At 41.6% G+C, this 18,139-nt stretch carries 14 protein-coding genes; 9 read left to right on the forward strand and 5 right to left on the reverse strand.

Annotated elements, in window-relative coordinates:
• Positions 1–18: 18 nt before the first annotated feature.
• Both DFQ12_RS04850 and DFQ12_RS04855 read left to right on the forward strand, forming a co-directional pair.
• On the forward strand, positions 19–1,569 hold the full coding sequence (locus DFQ12_RS04850) for a RagB/SusD family nutrient uptake outer membrane protein (RefSeq protein ID WP_120257870.1): 1,551 nt from the start codon (positions 19–21) through the stop codon (positions 1,567–1,569).
• A 64-nt stretch (positions 1,570–1,633) separates the two neighbouring features.
• Positions 1,634–2,755, forward strand: coding sequence for an acyltransferase family protein (locus DFQ12_RS04855; RefSeq protein WP_120257871.1), 1,122 nt, complete (start codon positions 1,634–1,636; stop codon positions 2,753–2,755).
• 618 nt (positions 2,756–3,373) lie between these two features.
• Here DFQ12_RS04855 and DFQ12_RS04860 read toward each other — a convergent pair.
• On the reverse strand, positions 3,374–4,819 hold the full coding sequence (locus DFQ12_RS04860) for an exonuclease domain-containing protein (protein ID WP_244211678.1): 1,446 nt from the start codon (positions 4,817–4,819) through the stop codon (positions 3,374–3,376).
• A 230-nt stretch (positions 4,820–5,049) separates the two neighbouring features.
• On the opposite strand from DFQ12_RS04860, the gene DFQ12_RS04865 reads away from it, so the two are divergent.
• Entirely contained in the window at positions 5,050–5,331 is a 282-nt protein-coding gene (locus DFQ12_RS04865) for a GNAT family N-acetyltransferase (RefSeq protein ID WP_120257873.1), read from the forward strand.
• A gap of 108 nt (positions 5,332–5,439) precedes the next feature.
• On the opposite strand, the gene hutG is transcribed toward DFQ12_RS04865, so the two are convergent.
• The 4 genes from hutG to hutH are packed head-to-tail and all read right to left on the reverse strand — an operon-like array spanning position 5,440 to position 11,271.
• The gene (gene hutG / locus DFQ12_RS04870; RefSeq protein WP_120257874.1) at positions 5,440–6,429 is read right to left on the reverse strand and encodes a formimidoylglutamase; all 990 of its coding nucleotides are present in this window, start codon (positions 6,427–6,429) and stop codon (positions 5,440–5,442) included.
• Positions 6,426–8,447, reverse strand: coding sequence for a urocanate hydratase (locus DFQ12_RS04875; protein WP_120257875.1), 2,022 nt, complete (start codon positions 8,445–8,447; stop codon positions 6,426–6,428). The genes hutG and DFQ12_RS04875 overlap by 4 nt, the downstream gene beginning before the upstream one ends.
• Entirely contained in the window at positions 8,444–9,697 is a 1,254-nt protein-coding gene (gene hutI / locus DFQ12_RS04880) for an imidazolonepropionase (RefSeq protein ID WP_120257876.1), read from the reverse strand. Before hutI ends, DFQ12_RS04875 begins: the two co-directional genes overlap by 4 nt.
• Before the next feature lie 11 nt (positions 9,698–9,708).
• Positions 9,709–11,271, reverse strand: a complete 1,563-nt coding sequence (gene hutH / locus DFQ12_RS04885) for a histidine ammonia-lyase (RefSeq protein WP_120257877.1) — start codon at positions 11,269–11,271, stop codon at positions 9,709–9,711.
• A 76-nt stretch (positions 11,272–11,347) separates the two neighbouring features.
• Between hutH and DFQ12_RS04890 the strand changes: the two genes are divergently transcribed.
• From DFQ12_RS04890 to DFQ12_RS04915, 6 genes are all read left to right on the forward strand, one after another.
• Positions 11,348–12,262, forward strand: a complete 915-nt coding sequence (locus DFQ12_RS04890; RefSeq protein WP_120257878.1) for a LysR family transcriptional regulator — start codon at positions 11,348–11,350, stop codon at positions 12,260–12,262.
• A 62-nt stretch (positions 12,263–12,324) separates the two neighbouring features.
• Positions 12,325–12,615, forward strand: a complete 291-nt coding sequence (locus DFQ12_RS04895; protein WP_120257879.1) for an antibiotic biosynthesis monooxygenase family protein — start codon at positions 12,325–12,327, stop codon at positions 12,613–12,615.
• Positions 12,616–12,722: 107 nt separating this feature from the next.
• Positions 12,723–13,229: an S-ribosylhomocysteine lyase gene (locus tag DFQ12_RS04900; RefSeq protein WP_120257880.1), complete on the forward strand. Its 507-nt coding sequence runs from the start codon at positions 12,723–12,725 to the stop codon at positions 13,227–13,229.
• Positions 13,230–13,874 carry a 5'-methylthioadenosine/S-adenosylhomocysteine nucleosidase family protein gene (locus DFQ12_RS04905; RefSeq protein ID WP_120257881.1) on the forward strand — a complete coding sequence of 215 codons (645 nt, stop codon included), beginning with the start codon at positions 13,230–13,232 and terminating at the stop codon, positions 13,872–13,874.
• Positions 13,875–14,137: 263 nt separating this feature from the next.
• Entirely contained in the window at positions 14,138–16,333 is a 2,196-nt protein-coding gene (locus tag DFQ12_RS04910; protein WP_120257882.1) for a bifunctional alpha,alpha-trehalose-phosphate synthase (UDP-forming)/trehalose-phosphatase, read from the forward strand.
• Positions 16,320–18,134, forward strand: a complete 1,815-nt coding sequence (locus DFQ12_RS04915) for a glycoside hydrolase family 15 protein (RefSeq protein ID WP_120257883.1) — start codon at positions 16,320–16,322, stop codon at positions 18,132–18,134. Before DFQ12_RS04910 ends, DFQ12_RS04915 begins: the two co-directional genes overlap by 14 nt.
• The last annotated feature ends 5 nt before the right edge of the window (positions 18,135–18,139 follow it).

The following is an 18,139-nucleotide window of genomic DNA, read 5'->3' on the forward strand; positions in this document are numbered from 1 at the left end:
CCATTTAATTTGAATAACATGAGATCTAATCTATATACGTCGCTCACAATAGCCTTAATGGCATCCCTATCCTTCACTTCCTGTAAGAAGTTTTTGGACGTACAACCAACATCTACGGTAACCAGTGAAAATGCTTACCTGACAGGTGATAATATCGAAAAAGCGATGAATGGCGCTTATAATTCATTCATCGGAAATGGTACAAGACCAGGAAGTAATGCCAATTACTACCAATGGGAGATGATTTTACAAACTGATATCCGCTCTGACAATGCACACGCTGCGGGTGGTGGCGAGATTGACTTTGGGCAAATTGATTTCAACACCATCACCAATACCAATGATATGGTACGCAGGGACTGGGAAGAATTATATGGAGCCATTTCAAAATGTAATATTGTCATTGACAATGTGGGAAAAGTCACTGACCCTACTTTTTCAGAAGAGCGGCGTAAACAAATTTTAGGGGAAGCCTCCTTTTTGAGAGCATTCCATTACTACCAGCTGGTCAAATTGTATGGTGGTGTTCCGCTGGAAAAACACTCGAACAGCACAGATCCAGAAGTCATCCGTATCAAAAGATCAACTGTAGAAGAGGTTTATGACTTTATAGATTCGGATTTGCAAGTTGCCGTAAACAATCTACCTGACGGATTTGGCCAACCTTCCATCGACAAAGTTCGCGCAACAAAAGGTGCCGCAAATGCCCTCCTGACCAAGATATGGGCACAGCGCCCAGATCGGGATTACAACAAAGTTCTCCAATACGCAAATGCAGTAATTAACGGAAAAGGTGGCTATCAACTGCTTCAAAACTATGCTGACCTCTTTGATGGCGCACACAACTACAATAATGAGTCAATTATAGAAATCCCATATGTTGCCGGAAGTCCCAATTTAAGTTGTTGGGGAGGTGCCTTCTTTTTCCCCGATCTGGATGGAAATGGACTGATCAATGAAAATGAATGGCGCAGATATGGCACTCCTTCTAAAGATCTTGTAGATGCTTATGACAAAGCGGGTGACACCAAACGAAAAAATGCCAATATATGGTTCTTTTCTGTCCCTTGGGCTGATGAATTCTGGAACCCTTGTGCAGATGGCAATACCAAAATCCCCTTTAATGTCAAACAAAAACACGCCAATAGTTTTCAGAGTGGAGACCACTTTTATTTACTGCGTCTAGCAGATATTGTTTTGTTAAAGGCTGAAGCTTTAAATGCCTTAGGCAATTCAAACGAAGCAATGAATACGCTTAACATCATCCGCCACCGCGCAGGGCTGCCCGATATCACAACAGGTAATGCAAGTCAGCTGAAATCTATTATACTCAATGAGCGCCGACTGGAACTTGCTTTCGAAGGACAACGTTGGGATGATCTAAATCGTTATGGTGTTACCGTGGACGTTATGAACAAGCTAAACGAGCTCAAGTTTACCTGTAACGAAGGAAATATAAGTACCCCTACTCCAATAAAATATAATTTTAACCAAAATAGCCTCCTATTACCAATACCATTATTGGAAATGCAGGCAAACCCTAGCCTAACTCAAAATCCAGGCTATTAGTGACCAACCCGAGGCCGCTTTAGTTGAACTGAATTTACTAAAGCGGCCTTTTTTATATCAATTTATGAACCGCTTTAAATCATTAGACATATTTCGTGGATTTACCGTTGCAGCCATGATACTGGTCAATAATCCAGGGAATTACCACCATGTATATCCGCAGCTGGAACATTCCGCTTGGCATGGCTGTACATTTACAGATCTTATTTTTCCCTTTTTCCTGTTCGCCGTAGGAAATTCAATGGCTTTCTCCTTAAAAAAAATGGAAGAAATCCCCTCTGCGGTATTTCTAAAAAAAATCAGCAAAAGATTTCTATTATTATTTCTGATCGGCTTCTTATTAAATATTTTCCCTTTTGTGGAATGGAATAGCCAGCATCAGCTGGAGTGGCTGCCCACGGAAAAATACCGCTACTTTGGTGTTTTACAACGTATTGCCTTATGCTATTTTTGCAGTGCACTATTAATCTATTACCTCAAAGACAAGGGAGCCGTTATCACGAGTATCTTTCTGCTGCTTTTCTATTGGTTAATCTGCTATATAGCCAACCCCAATGATCCCTATAGCTTGGAAGGATGGTTTGGAACGACTTTGGACGTCAAGCTTTTCGGTGCTTCCCACCTTTATCATGGTGAAGGTAAAGCATTTGATCCCGAAGATATCTGGAGCGCACCCGCTGCAATCAGTCAAACTGTTTTTGGTTATATTACCGGAAAATATATTATTCAAAGATTAGCGGGAAAGAAAGAGCTGATCAGGCTATTTGCCTGGGGACTGGCCTTGATTGTAGCCGGATATTTATGGTCTTTTGCCTTCCCCATCAATAAAAAGATCTGGACCAGCAGTTATTGCCTATTCACAACTGGGATAGCCTTAGCTTTTCTGAGTCTGTTAATTTATCTGATTGAATTTCTAAAGATCAAAGGTCCGCTATACAGTGTGTTTGACGACTTTGGTAAGAACACACTTTTCATCTATTGTCTGAGTGGAATTGTTCCCAGCCTATGTGCCCTTATTTTGATACCAAATACAAAACAAAACCTCTGGGATTTTAGCTATCAAGCGATATTTGGAAACTGCACAAACCAAGCACTAGGATCAGTATTATTCGCCCTGTTCTTTGTTTTCCTCAATTGGTTAGTAGCCTTATTCCTCAGAAAAAAGAATATCTATATCAAAATCTAGGTCTAGGTTTATTGAAGCAAAAAATTCGGCATTTTCTACTGTCTACAAAGTAGACATCTCCATCAGAATGACAAAAAAAAGGGCCTAGGCCCTTTTTATATATAAAGATATGGATAAGATATACCGTAGCTACTTTTAGAAAACGCCCCATATTTGTTTACTAATTCCGCCATTACAGTATGTATGCACTAAAGTAAGTCAAATTAACCCGGTAGAGAAAAAAACAAGGGGGGACAAAAGGGGGGACAAATCACAATAACTTGATATACAAACCATTACTGTTACAAGATAAAATAGCCAAAAGTGCTTTTTTAACAAAAAGAACAAGGTCTAATTTCATCTCGCAAGCACCTTCCATCTATAGGAGCAACGACAGACGCTGTCTCTGTATATAAAAAAGAAGACCTGAGGTTGGGAGCCCCAGGTCTTAACTAACCAATTATTAACCTAAATTATGAAAAGTCTTTTTTTATTATTCTACACAAGGAATATTTCAACTATCAGACCAAAAAGAGTGTCGATTTTATATTTCACATTTTTTTAACAAATTGCTGAGATTGATATGACGAATCTCCGCTTTCTGGGTCCCCTGACTATATTATCGAATAATAGATCAACTTATTGGAAGAGCTTGTCTGTGGCAATTTTGTCATAATCAGTGTCAGGTTCAGCAGCTATAAGCCCAGCCGGATTTTGAGTCAGAAAATGCACCTTATTGGGATAGCGTTCAGCCATTTGCCTGACCAGCTCCATCATATAATGATTGCTTGGATAAACCTTTACCTGGGTTCTGATATCTGCTAAATCAGCATATTGACCATATAGATCAATATAGCCCATGCCATAAAACCGGCCATTTTCAATGACAATACAACTCTTTTCTTCTATACTCCGCCCCTTATCTATAAATACATAAGATGGTCTTTGCTTTAACCATTCATCAATACAACGCTCCACACGTGTATTATGCAGTGCTTTGTCAGGAAAATCAGCTCGACTGACGGATTTAGCTGCCAAACTAGCAGTGCCAAAATGACAAAACTGAGCGCTAATTTCCCCTTCTTTCATAAAGGACTGTAATAATTGAATGGCATCGTATTCCCGTTGAAATAACTGAATACAATCTTGGATCCGATTCATTTTACCTATTGCCAAATGGAGATACCCATTTTGATCTTCATAGCAAAACAAACCAAATTTTGGTTCATACCGTTTGAGTGCCCGATTATATTTGGGCCAAAGTCGTTTAATCTCCGTACATTCCAGTAACAGGGACATCAGTTCTGTGCCACAAGACTCATAACTAATGTGATAGATCTCTTTTAAAAAATTTTGTCGCTGCGCCTGAATATTGTTACCTGTAAAGTGGGATAACACCCTTTTCTTGATATTGACCGCCTTCCCCACATAGATCACCTTCCCATTTCTATCGTGAAAATAATAAACACCGGCGGTATCGGGCAATTGCTCAAATTCCTTCCGATCTAAATGCGGTGGAAACCGCTGATCGATAGCCTTATGTTTGATCATTTCCTGAAACACCTGCGTTGTATCGAGCGCACGAAGATAAGCGAAAAGAATCGCTGTTGCATCGGCATCACCACCTGCCCTGTGCCGATTTTCGATGGGTATATCGAGGTAATCACACAAACGGCCCAAACTATAGGATAAAAGCCCCGGTTTGATCTTACGGGCATAGCGTACGGTACATAATTTAATGGAAGACCAGTCTATTCCGGCCTCCTGAAGCTGAAAACGAATGAAGGAATAATCAAAATTAACATTGTGTGCAACAAAAACCCGATCTTTCAATAATGCATAAATTTCCGGTGCAACATCCTCAAATAATGGCGCATCCGCAACCATCTCATTGTCGATACCCGTAAGTGCAAAAATAGAATTCGGAATTTCAACACCAGGATTTACCAAAGTCTCCCAACGATGCAGGACGCGATTACCGTCGTGTATAACGATTGCAATTTCAGTAATCCGGCTGGATTTTGCATTACCCCCTGTGGTTTCTATATCCACAATGGCAAACTCTTGTTTTTTGCTCCGATTCATAGTCATTCCTAAAACAAATATACTAACATATTTAGTATATCTATATATTTTAGCATTTATTTGGCAAAAAGAGCAGACAGCCCTTAGACAACGTTGATTAATCCCGATCAACCTAACATCACTTAGTCAATTTTCAGCAATATTCGACAGGATAAACAATTCGAGGATAATGTTGACCAGATTTTGTTTATTTTGGATATACTTTTATATAACACATCAAATTATCATCAATGGAAGTAGTACATAAAAACGACGAAAAACATGGCAGTTTTGAGGTAGTAGATCAAGGAAAATCAGCTGCACAAATGACATATACCTGGGCTGGACCAACAAAGTTTATCATTGACCATACCGAAGTCAACGAAAACTATACGGGCAAGGGATTAGGCAAACAACTATTGATGGCTGCCGTAGCCTTTGCCCGAAAAGAACATCTCAAAATCCTCCCCCTGTGTCCCTTTGCAAAGTCTGTCTTTGACAAAGAAGCGGAGTTGGCTGATGTACTTTTTTAATGCAACGAGAAAGCATAAAAGCAGGTTAGATCTTTCTATGAAAGATCTAACCTGCTTTTATCATTTATACAAGTCTTATTTCACCAAGACCTATCCAAATACGATCGATTAAAACCTATTTAGAAATTTAAAGATAAGATCTGCCGCCAGTTTTGCTGTACGGGCATCGATATCAAAATATGGGTTTAACTCTGCGATATCCATGGATTTCAAATTAGGCAGCGCCATAATAGCGCTGTACAAATCGAAAAATAGATCATCCGGAACAATGCCATTAAAGGCTAGTGCACTTACACCAGGTGCATAAGGAGCCGCGAAAGCATCCAGGTCGACAGTTAAGTATATATAATCAACCTGACTGGCAAATACTTCAATTTGCTCCTTAATAGCATTAAGCTTACCTGGAACCAGATCTCTTCGTTCGATAATCTGCGTATGCTTGGACTTTGCATAGTTGATAAGACCACTTGTATTGCTGATCTCCTGTATACCAATTGCCATATAATGAAACGATTGGCCCATACCTTCACGGTCCGCTTCAATCTGGTAAAATCCTGTTCCTGAATTCCCCTGCCCTCCAGCAAGCGCACGCATATCCAAATGAGCATCCAGGTTGATAATACCGACCTTATGTCCACCATCAGCCACAAAATCTTTTATTCCGAGATAATGCCCATAAGTCACCTCGTGTCCACCGCCCAATACAATAGGAAATCCACCTGCTTTAAGAATTGAAGACACAGCATAACCTAGCGCCAATTGAGCAGATTCTAAATCGCTATCTTTAAGCAAAATATCACCAGCATCTTTAAGTTTTAGTTCAGATGAAAAATGAACCGGCAGATTAGCAAGTACGTTTCGTATAGCACCAGGTCCATCCTTCGCACCCACCCGTCCCTGGTTGCGGGCGACACCTTCGTCACTGCAAAACCCCAGGAACACCGCTGACTGATTCAAATTGGGACCGACCAACAGGTCTGTGCATTCCATCAATTGATGCCAGCGCATCCAATCCCTTTGTTCGCCGTCGATTCGCCCTTTCCAGACGGCCTGGTCTCCCCTGGTATATAAGTCCCGCTGGTTATGTAAAAGATTCATTCGTTGTCATTAAACAATTCATCAATAATATGGTCGTCCACCATTTGTGCGCGGGTAACCTGTAGCGTCGGATTACTTGCCATTGCACTATCCAAGGCTTGATTTGCCTCTTTATTACGTGCCCAGGCACGCCTAGCGATACCATTATTCACATCAAAGTACAACATTTTCTCCAGTTTACCGTCTGCGGATGCCGAACCATCAAGCAACATTCCGAAACCACCATTGATTACTTCGCCCCAGCCAACACCGCCACCATTGTGAATGGAAACCCAGGTCGCACCTCGAAAACTATCACCTATCACATTATGTATCGCCATATCCGCGGTAAACTGACTTCCGTCATAGATATTGCTCGTCTCCCGATAAGGGGAATCCGTTCCACTGACATCGTGATGATCACGTCCCAATACGACTGGACCAGCAAGTTCTCCATTTCGAACGGCTTCATTAAATGCTTTGGCTATCGCGATACGGCCATTAGAATCTGCATACAGGATACGGGCTTGTGAGCCTACAACCAACTTATTCTTTCCGGCCTCCTTGATCCATTGGATGTTATCCAACATCTGCTGTTGGATCTCCTTTGGCGCTATTGCCTGAAGCGATGTCAGTACATCCATTGCAAGCAGATCTGTCTTTTCCAGATCTGCGGCCTCGCCGGAGGTACATACCCAACGAAACGGACCAAAACCATAGTCAAAGCACATGGGCCCTAAAATATCCTGAACATAAGATGGATATATAAATTTATCTCCCTCCGAGTCCAATATTGCCGCCCCAGCACGACTACTTTCTAACAGAAATGCATTGCCATAGTCGAAGAAATATGTACCCTTGGCAACATGATTATTAATGGCATCTACATGACGAACTAAAGTTGCCTGAACAAGCTGCTTAAATCTATCCGGATCGGTGGCCATCAACACATTGGACTCGTCAAACGATAAGCCCATTGGATAATAACCTCCAGACCAGGGATTATGAAGCGATGTCTGGTCAGATCCAACAGTCACATAAATATGCTCGCGGTCAAAGGCTTCCCAGACCTCCACAATATTACCAATATAAGCAAAGGATATCGTCTGCTTTTTATCCATCGCTACGCGAACCTGCTCCACCAATTGGGCAATATCTTCCACCAATACATCTACCCAACCCTGCTCATGTCTTTTTTTCGCGGCTGTAGGATTGACCTCAGCACAGACAGTAATGCAGCCAGCAATATTGCCTGCTTTCGGCTGTGCACCACTCATCCCCCCGAGGCCGGAGGTCAAAAACACTTTTCCTTGGATAGACTCTCCAACTGGAAGCTGCCGACGGAAGGCATTCATGACCGTAATTGTTGTTCCGTGCACAATACCTTGTGGGCCAATGTACATATAGGAACCTGCAGTCATCTGCCCATATTGGGTGACACCAAGCGCATTGTACCGCTCCCAATCATCGGGTTTCGAATAATTCGGAATCATCATACCATTGCTGACAACAACCCGGGGAGCATGCTCCGAAGATGGAAATAAACCCATTGGATGCCCACTGTACATATGGAGCGTCTGTTCATCCGTCATCTGCGAAAGATAATGCATCGTCAGGCGGTATTGTGCCCAATTTTGAAATACGGCACCATTACCGCCATAAGTAATCAGCTCATGGGGATGTTGGGCAACAGCAGGATCCAAGTTATTCTGAATCATCAGCATAATGGCAGCTGCTTGTTTACTCTTTGCCGGGTAGGCTGCTATCGGACGTGCATACATTTCATAACTTGGCCTAAAGCGATACATATAGATCCTTCCGTACGCTTTTAATTCGGCCAGAAACTCCGGTGCCAATTCCGCATGCCATGATTTTGGAAAGTAACGCAGGGCATTTCTGAGCGCAAGCTTTTCCTCTTTTTTAGAAAGAATATCTTTGCGTCGTGGTGCATGACTTACAGTCAGATCACGCGCTATCTTCGGGGGTAGCTGCGAAGGGATACCTTCTGCGACTACACGACTAAATACATTGTCCATCATCGTTCAATTGAAAACACTTCCTTACCATTTTTCCAGACAGCCGAAGGCTGCATACTTCCTTGATAATAAGTGATATTTTGATAATTATCGGTCTGAAATAAACTAAAATCCGCTCGCATTCCATTAACCAGCTTGCCGCGATCATGCAGATTCAAGGCATGTGCTGCCCGGAAGGTCAATGCTGACAAAACCTCCGCGTTGCTGAGCTTTTCCATTGTTGCCAATATACAGGCACTGGTCAGCAATTGGCCAATCGGTGCGGAACCTGGATTCCAGTCACTTGCGATTGCTAAACTTGCACCAGCGTCCAACAGTTTGCGTGCCGGTGTGAAAGCACAACCGATACCAATAGATGCCGCAGGCAATGCCACCGCAACGGTATCTGAATGTGCCAAAAGCTCAATTTCGATTGCAGTAGATGCTTCAAGGTGATCAGCGGATCGTGCTCCTAATTCCACTGCAACTTGACTTCCGGAGGTGCTGAACTGATCTGCATGAACCGTCAAATCGAAGCCCATTTCTTTGGCCCGTTGCAAGTACGGTCTGATCGTTTCGGCGTCAAATGCTGTTTTTTCAATAAAAGCATCCACCCGATTGGCCAACTGCTGTGCTTTCAATTCTGGGAAGAGAGCTGCCTCCATCAAATCAAGGTAATCTTTCGCCGATCCCTTATAGTCCCGAGGCAGCATATGTGCCGCTAGACAAGTCGGTATTAGATCCGCAGCAGTTTGGCTATTTGCCCTCTTAATAGCGCGCAAAATCTTAAGTTCTTCTTCAACCTGAAGACCATAACCACTTTTAACTTCGATAGTTGTAATACCCTGGCGCAATAAAAAATCGGAGCGATCGATAGTCAGTTGTACCAGTTCATCTTCGGCACTGGCTCTTGTCTGGGATACCGTACTCCAAATTCCCCCACCGGATTCCGCAATTTCCAGATAGGAAGAGCCTGCGTTACGAAGCGCAAAATCATTTGCCCGCTGCCCTGCATAACTAATGTGGGTATGGCAATCCACGAAGCCTGGTAAAGCGACCTGATCACCTTCAAGATGGATGATGGTAGCTCTTTCCCGCCATTGTTGACATAAAAGGTCAAAATCACCTATCTCTTGAATGATTTCTCCTTCAATCAAAATGCCAGCATGATCAATGATCTGTAATTCGTTATCCTTTATAGCACCTTTCAATGAAATATGATCCATTGTCAATAATTGCCTGAAAGGACCTATAAGTTTTAAATCTTTTTCCATGATATGCCAATCTAAAATATATCAAAACGTTCTACCAACGCGGTCTCAACATCTTGCTGCGGATTAGTCTGCTGACGTAGGGTAATCAGTTCGCCCGATTTGACCAATTCCAATGCATTCGTTAACAAAGCTTCCATTGGCTGATCGGATTCAATATGTGGAATAAACTGCCGTATGCGTTCATGAACCGCTTCCAATGCCGGAGTAGACCGCAGCGGGTGATGATAATCCTTCGCCTGTGCTGCGCATAACAATTCAATACTTAGTATTTTATCCACATTGTCGATCACCTGTAGTAACTTTCTACCAGAAATGGACCCCATACTCACATGATCTTCTTGTCCCAGTGATGTTGGGATACTATCCGCACTTGCAGGAAAACACAAACCCTTATTCTCACTGGCAATAGCAGCTGTACTATATTGAAGAATCATAAAACCAGAATTAAGTCCTGTCGATTTCATCAACAACTTAGGCACCCCATTGGTTTGCCCCTCCAGGGATAAATACACCCTCCGATCTGATATATTACCTATTTCCGATACGGCAAGTGTAGCGTAATCCAAAGGTAAGGCAATAGACTGTCCATGGAAACTACCGCCACTGATCGTTAATTCGTCGTTTATAATAACAGGATTATCTGTTACCGAGTTGATTTCAACCTCGATTGTATCCTTTAAGTGAAGCCATGCATTACGTGAAGCGCCATGTACCTGTGGGATACAACGTAAAGAATACGGATCCTGAACGCGCGAACAATCTTTATGACTTTCTAAAATAGCTGACCCATAAAGTAAGGAATGGATATTTGAAGCAACATAGCGATTGCCAGCGTGTGGACGCAGTTGATGTAATTCGGAAAAGAAAGGTTTAATGGATCCATTCAGTCCCTCAATCATCAATGCGGCAATAATATCTGCATTTTGAAGTACTCTGTTGAACTCGCTAACAGCTTTCACACCATGAGCAGCCATAAATTGTGTCCCATTGATCAAGGCCAATCCCTCCTTAGCACCTAATTGAACAGGCTTAAGACCATGTTGCGCTAGAATATCTGCCGTTGTATAAATCTCACCCTTGACATTCACTTTGCCAAGCCCAATCAGGGGCAGGAAAAGATGGGACAAGGGTGCCAGGTCCCCCGACGCACCAACTGAACCTTGTTTGGGTACAACAGGAATAACATCCTGCTCGATATGCCATATTATACGTTCCAATGTACTGTACTGAACACCCGAGAAGCCCTTGGCCAATGCATGAACTTTCAATATAAGCATCACTTTGGCCAAATCATTTGCGATGGGCTCGCCCATCCCTACAGCATGGCTCTTTAGGATATTCTCCTGCAGCACCTGCGTCTGATCCGCATCAATCAGTGTTGTACAAAGCGGACCAAAGCCGGTATTGATACCATAAACCACCTGCCCACGTTCGACAATCTGGCGTACATAGGCTGCACTCTGATCGATAGCTGCCTTCACTTCTGCTGAGATCTCCCCTTTAACCTCCCCTTTTGCTATTGCCAAGGCAATGGAACTGGTTAAATGTCCACTACCGTATAAAAATTTTTCCATTGTTATAAAGCTTTTATCAAATTTAGCCGCTATATTTAATAATTAGAAATACCATTTTTATCATCAACTGATAACCATGAATTATCAAATAGAACTTAGACATCTTCTTTATTTTAAAGTATTGGCCGAAGAGCTCCATTTCAGAAAAGCTGCTGAACGGCTTTTCATTGCCCAGCCGGGTCTGAGCCGACAGATCAAGCAACTGGAGGAAAACTATCATGTAACGCTGTTTGAGCGCAATAAAAGAAATGTCTCCTTAACGGAGGCCGGAGGTTATCTCTTTGACGAGGTGAAAGAACTGTTTAGGCATCTAGATCAGATTGAAACGCAGCTCCAGAGTTTGGCCAACGGCAAGATCAGCACCCTAAAGTTGGGCTTTATCGGATCGGCAGTACAAACAATATTACCTCAGTTGTTGCTCACCCTCAAACAAAAGCAACCCGACATCGAACTGTCACTACACGAACTTGCCAATGAAACACAATTGGATCTTATTCAAAAAAAAGAACTTGATTTCGGTTTTGTCCGTCTTTCCGAAACACCGATAGGATTGCATAGCCTTCCTATCCATACGGAACATTTCAGTCTGGTACTACCAAACAATCATCCCTTGTTAAAACAGGAGAAACCTGATCTATACCAATTGAAGAACGAATCTTTTATTCTGTTTTCCAAAAATTACAGTCACTCCTATTATGATTTGGTCATGAGTATTTTTCAGGATCATCAGTTTACACCAAAAGTTACACTCCGGACGGTAAATGCATTAACCATATTTAATATGGTGGCACAGGGGCTCGGGGTTGCCATTGTACCGGCGTCTTTAAAAAATGGTTATCAGGTTGATGTGCGTTTTCTTGAACTGGATGGCTTAGCACAACGAACTACCTTATCTTTGGTATGGAATGCCGAAAACCGCAACCCTGGGATACCTTTCGTTTTAGACATTATTGCTTCTCAGGGCCTGAAAGCTATCATTACTGACACTTAGACCTTTTTTATCGTGGAAATATTTGATATATTTACTTGACTATATATTTAAAAAAACAAATTATGATTTTAGAAGTAGCCGTACTACAAATTATCGAGGGACAACAGTCTAATTTCGAACGTGATTATAAAACTGCTTGCCAGTACATTAGCGCCAGCAAAGGGTATATAACACATTCACTCCGCAAATGCCTTGAAAAGGATAACCAATACATCCTATTGGTCGAATGGGAAACTTTAGAGGATCATACAGTAGGTTTCAGAGAATCTCAATTATTTAAGGAATGGGAAAAACTATTACATCACTATTATGACCCCTTCCCGACAGTGGAACATTATGAAGTGTTAAAATAGTTTTTTCATCCATCTTTTTCAATAATATCTACTACCTTTGTAGGAATTATAAATTCAACTTTTAACCCCTGTAAAGTCCTGGACTTTATAGCTATGTACAGAATAAGATGTATACAAAAGAAAAAGCAAAAGTAAATAGTTTCACGGTAGACCATACCAAATTGAAACAAGGGATATATGCTAAAGCTTCCAATACCAATAGTAGCGCTATTGAAAGCTATACGACTTACGATATCCGCATGATCAGACCAAATTCGCCGGAACGCATGTTGTCTCCGGAGGTGATGCATACATTGGAGCATTGTTTTGCGACAGAAATTAGAACAATTTTGGGTGATGAAGTCATCTATGTTGGTCCAATGGGATGCTGCACCGGATTTTATGTGGTCTTAGCGGGTACAGACAGAAGTCCCCAAGCTGTAGCCGAATTGATGAAAGAAGTGCTGGAAACGATTTTGACTGAAGGATACGAAGTACCTTTTCAAAATCCGATCAGCTGTGGTAACTACACATTCATGGATTTCACTACATCGAAACAAGCCTGTGTCAATTTCTTGCATTTAATCAATGCTGGAGAGCTCGCTTTCGAATACCCTTATATTGAAGAAAATTAAATGATTCTTAACAAAGAGATTGAAACAATCATTCTGGTAGCAAATAAAAATGAATTATCTTTTACTACCGAAAATAAATCAACCTTCATCTATGAAATAGGTGTTGGAAAAGTAAACGCGCTTTTGTCGTTGGCAACGCTCTATGAAGACATCAAGGCACTGGGCATCAATCCTGTTCTACTGAATGTCGGCACGATCGGATGCACAAGATACCCAATTGGGCATGTCTTGTATCCGAGCTACTATGCTCAGGGCGATGCTTATACAGATGGATTCTTTTTAGAAAATACACTTTTCCTAAAAGGACAAGGAGTAATCGAATCGGTTTCTCTTGACGAATTTAACTACGAAGAGGCACTGCTGACTTCAGATCGTTTTATAAATGTCAATACGGCCTTCTATCAAGATATCAAACACCTGAACCCTTTGGCCTTTGATATGGAATCCTATGCGCTGGCAAATTTCTGCTTGCTCAAAAATCTGCCTTTTCACAGTATCAAGATCGTTTCAGATAACTGTGATGGTACAGTAAAAGATTGGGAAAGTATCCTTGGTGAAATTTCGGGGCGATTGGGGACAATCCTCGATGAGTTTATGAGAGACCGACTCGTTAAAGAAAAAATAGATATCCCGAGCGTTTCTTAAGACTGCCCCCCATAAAAAGACCTGTAGCGAATACTACAGGTCTTTTTTTGAAATAGTTATCGACTCCATTTACAGCTAAAAGTAAAACGGAACTAACTATTACCTAAATTTTCTATTTAAGTCCGATAAAAATCACCAATAGACTTTATTTGAATTAATCAAAACGATTTTGAGCTAGGGTTTGTTCAGTTATATAGATACGCACCCATCGTTATATTCATTATAACTCTTCTACACTGCAAATAAATCGATCTAATATTTTTATGAAGAATAAAAAGAAAATAATAATTTCAAATAGACTGCCGATACAAATAGAACGAAAAAAAGACAAGCTTATCATCAAACCTAGTGCCGGTGGTTTGGCTACTGGCCTAAATTCGGCCTTTGACTCTACTGAAATCTGCTGGGTTGGCTGGCCCGGAATAGTTCCTAAAGATAACAGTGAAAAGGAGAAAATCATCGCACTACTCAAGCCGATGAATCTGCTACCCGTTTTCTTATCAAAAGAGGAAATCCACAACTTCTACGAAGGTTACTCCAATGAGGTCCTCTGGCCGATCTGCCATTATCAGCCGAGCTATATTCACTTTGATCAGGAATACTGGTCGACTTATGTTGCTGTGAATAAAAAATTTTGTGATGCTGCATTATCGATACAAGATGCTCCGGATTTTATTTGGGTACAGGACTATCAGCTCATGTTGCTGCCGCAATTATTACGTCAAGAAAATCAGGAACTCAATATCGGCTATTTTCACCATATCCCCTTCCCATCGGAGGAATTATTTATGAACCTTCCACAGCGGAAAGAACTCATTGAGGGTTTACTTGGCGCCGATCTTGTTGGCTTTCATACATTTGCAGATAGCCAAAATTTTCTTAATGCCTGTAAAAAAGTATTGCATGTACCTTGTGGTCACAATCAACTCAAATACAGCGATAGACATATATTTGTCGAATCATTTCCCATGGGAATAGACTACGACAAGTTTGTCCACACGAGTTCCCTTCCCGAAGTTAATGCCATCGCTACCCAATTTCGCAGTCATTTTCCAGACCAAAAAATAATAATATCAGTAGACCGGCTTGACTATAGCAAAGGAATATTGGAAAGACTACGTGCTTTCTTGACCTTCCTGGAAAAATATCCAGAATGGCATTCAAAAGTCGTACTGTATATGCTTATCGTTCCGTCCAGAGATAAGGTGTCACAATATAAAAAACTGAAAGATGAAATCAACCGAAAAGTAAGCGAGATTAATTCAATTTATGGCAATCTGAGTTGGACTCCCGTACTCTATTTTTATAAATCCCTTCCATTTGAAGAACTTATAGGACTCTATATTGCATCTGATATATGTATGATTACTTCGACGAGAGATGGTATGAATCTCGTTAGCAAGGAATATATTGCCTGTAAGACCAATTCTGATGGTGTATTGATTCTGAGTGAATTTGCAGGTGCTTCGAAGGAACTCGTAGATGCGCTTATTATCAACCCATACAACCGAACTGAAACTGCGGATAGTATCTATCATGCGATTAGAATGCCACCAGAAGAGATTCGCGAACGTACAGAAGCTAATCGCCAGATTATACAGAAGTTTAACGTGCATCATTGGGTTCGCCTTTTTCTAGATCGAATGGCAGAAACAAAGGCCATACAACGTGATGAATGGGCAAGGCGAATTTCAGATAAAGTTTTTAACAGTATAGCTGAACGGTACAAACAAAGCCATAACAGGCTCTTTTTTTTGGATTATGACGGCACACTGGTCAAATTTCAAAATCATGCCCAGAAAGCCAGCCCAACCGTTCTTTTGTACAATCTCCTGGATAGTATTATCGCCGATCCGCTCAATACGTTGGTCATCATCAGCGGGCGTTCACAGGAGAGCCTATCTACCTGGTTTGACGGACGCTCCTACTATTTGGTCGCTGAACATGGGATATGGTCTAATTTTCCCAACTTTAACTGGGCCTACAAAAAGGGCTTGGCACTACACTGGATGCCCGAAGTCAAAAAGCTGATGGAAAAGTTAGCTGATCAGACACCCGGTGCCTATATAGAAGCCAAACCATACTCCTTGGCCTGGCATTACCGTAAAGTGGAACAAGGACTCGGAGAACTCAAAGCGACAGAACTGAAGGAAATTTTAAATCCTATGTTAAATGACTATGGATTACAGCTCCTTGATGGAAATGCCGTAATTGAAGTTAAGAATACCGAAGTCAACAAAGGAAAAGCTGCACTAGAAATCGCAGGGCATATTAAAGCCGATTTTTTATTGGCTATCGGTGATGATGTCACCGATGAAGATCTTTTCAAATACCTGCCCCGCTCAACTATTAGCATCAAAGTTGGCAACAATAAATCGGCAGCAAAATATTATTTGGATCAACAGGAAGATGTACTTCAATTTTTAAATCAACTTATTATAAATCATGAAGGAAAATAAGACAGCAAACAGACATATGTATCAAGCGGGTATAATTGGCAACTGTTCCTATATAGCGCATGTAGACATTAACAGTAATATCTCTTGGTTATGTTGGCCATCATTTGAAGATAGTTTCGTTTTTGGTGGTCTAATAGATAAAAACCAAGGGGGCTGTTTCGTCGTAAAACCCGAAGAAGAAATTGTAGAAACGAAACAGTACTACATCAAAAATTCAAATATCCTCTGTACAGAAATCCATACTGAATCCTTTGCCTATCGCATTACAGATTTCGCACCCCGATTCGAACAATTTGGACGATATTTTAAACCGCTGATGTTGATCCGTAAAATAGAACCGCTACGCGGTGCACCCAGCGTTAATATTCAATGTCAACCCACGGGAAATTATGGTCGTAATACGTTAAAAGCTACGCGGGGAAGCAACCATATTCTCTATAGTAGCGCTGATATCGGCGAACGCATTCGCCTGACGACAGATGTACCGATATCACATTTTTTTCAAGAGGACAGCTGGACAATTATCAGCGAGAATAAATATCTTATATTGACCTATGATGCAGCTTTCGAATCTGCGATTGCCAGCACCTGTGAAGACTTCTTTATCAAAACATTGAGCTACTGGCAGCGCTGGATTAAAAGATGTAGTATCCCCAATATTTACCAAAAAGAAGTGATTCGTTCGGCCCTGGTACTCAAATTACACCAATATGAAGATACAGGAGCTATTATTGCCGCATCGACCACCAGCCTACCCGAATTTCCGGGCTCAGGGAGGAACTGGGATTATCGCTATTGCTGGGTCCGTGACAGCTATTATGTACTGACCGCATTGACGCATATTGGTCAGTTTGAAGAAATGGAAAGTTTTGCCAACTATATCGCTGGTATTACGCACCACAACCCGGGCAGGCTTCAACCCTTATACGGCATATTGGGAACCTCTGAATTGACGGAACATATCCTACCTGATCTAAAGGGATATCAGGACAACGGTCCCGTGCGCATCGGCAACCAAGCATTCGAACATATCCAGAATGATGTTTATGGCCAGGCAATGATAGCCCTGCTCCCACTGTTTACAGACCAACGTTTCAAAATCCACGAGAACAAAAATGTACTGGGCTGGGTAAACTTTATCCTAGAGAAAATCGAAGCAACGATCGATGAGAAAGATGCCGGAATCTGGGAATTCAGAAATTTTGCCAATCACCATTGTTATTCCAACCTTTTTCAATGGGTCGGCTGCAAGGCTGCTTTGCTTATCGCCCGCCAAAATGGTTATCAAGATATGGAACAGCGCGCCACTGTTTTGCTCGAAAAGGCAGCCACCTATATTGAAGCTTGCTATGACGAAGAAAGAAAAGTTTACCAAAATGCGTTGAACAGCCGAAATTTAGATGCCAGCACACTACAACTGATTGTCATGGATTACTTAGATCCCAAATCAGATCGGGCTTGGCAACATCTCGAAATGCTTGAAAAAGAACTGAAAGGTGAAAATGGACTCTTTTACCGCTACAAACACCAAGATGATTTTGGCAAACCCAAATCTACCTTTTTAGTTTGTGCATTCTGGTATGTGGAAGCTTTGGCCTGCGTAGGAAGAGTTGAAGAAGCAAAAGAAATACTGGAAAAGCTGTTGACCTACAGTAACCATTTGGGCTTATTCAGTGAGGATGTTACGGAAGATAATGGTAGCCAATGGGGCAATTTCCCACAGGCGTATAGCCACGTAGGACTGATGAACGCTGTATATCGGCTCGCCATTAAATTGGACAAGCCCATCTTTTCATTATAAAGCAC

This window comes from Sphingobacterium detergens (assembly GCF_003610355.1).
Taxonomy (GTDB): Bacteria; Bacteroidota; Bacteroidia; order Sphingobacteriales; family Sphingobacteriaceae; genus Sphingobacterium; species Sphingobacterium detergens.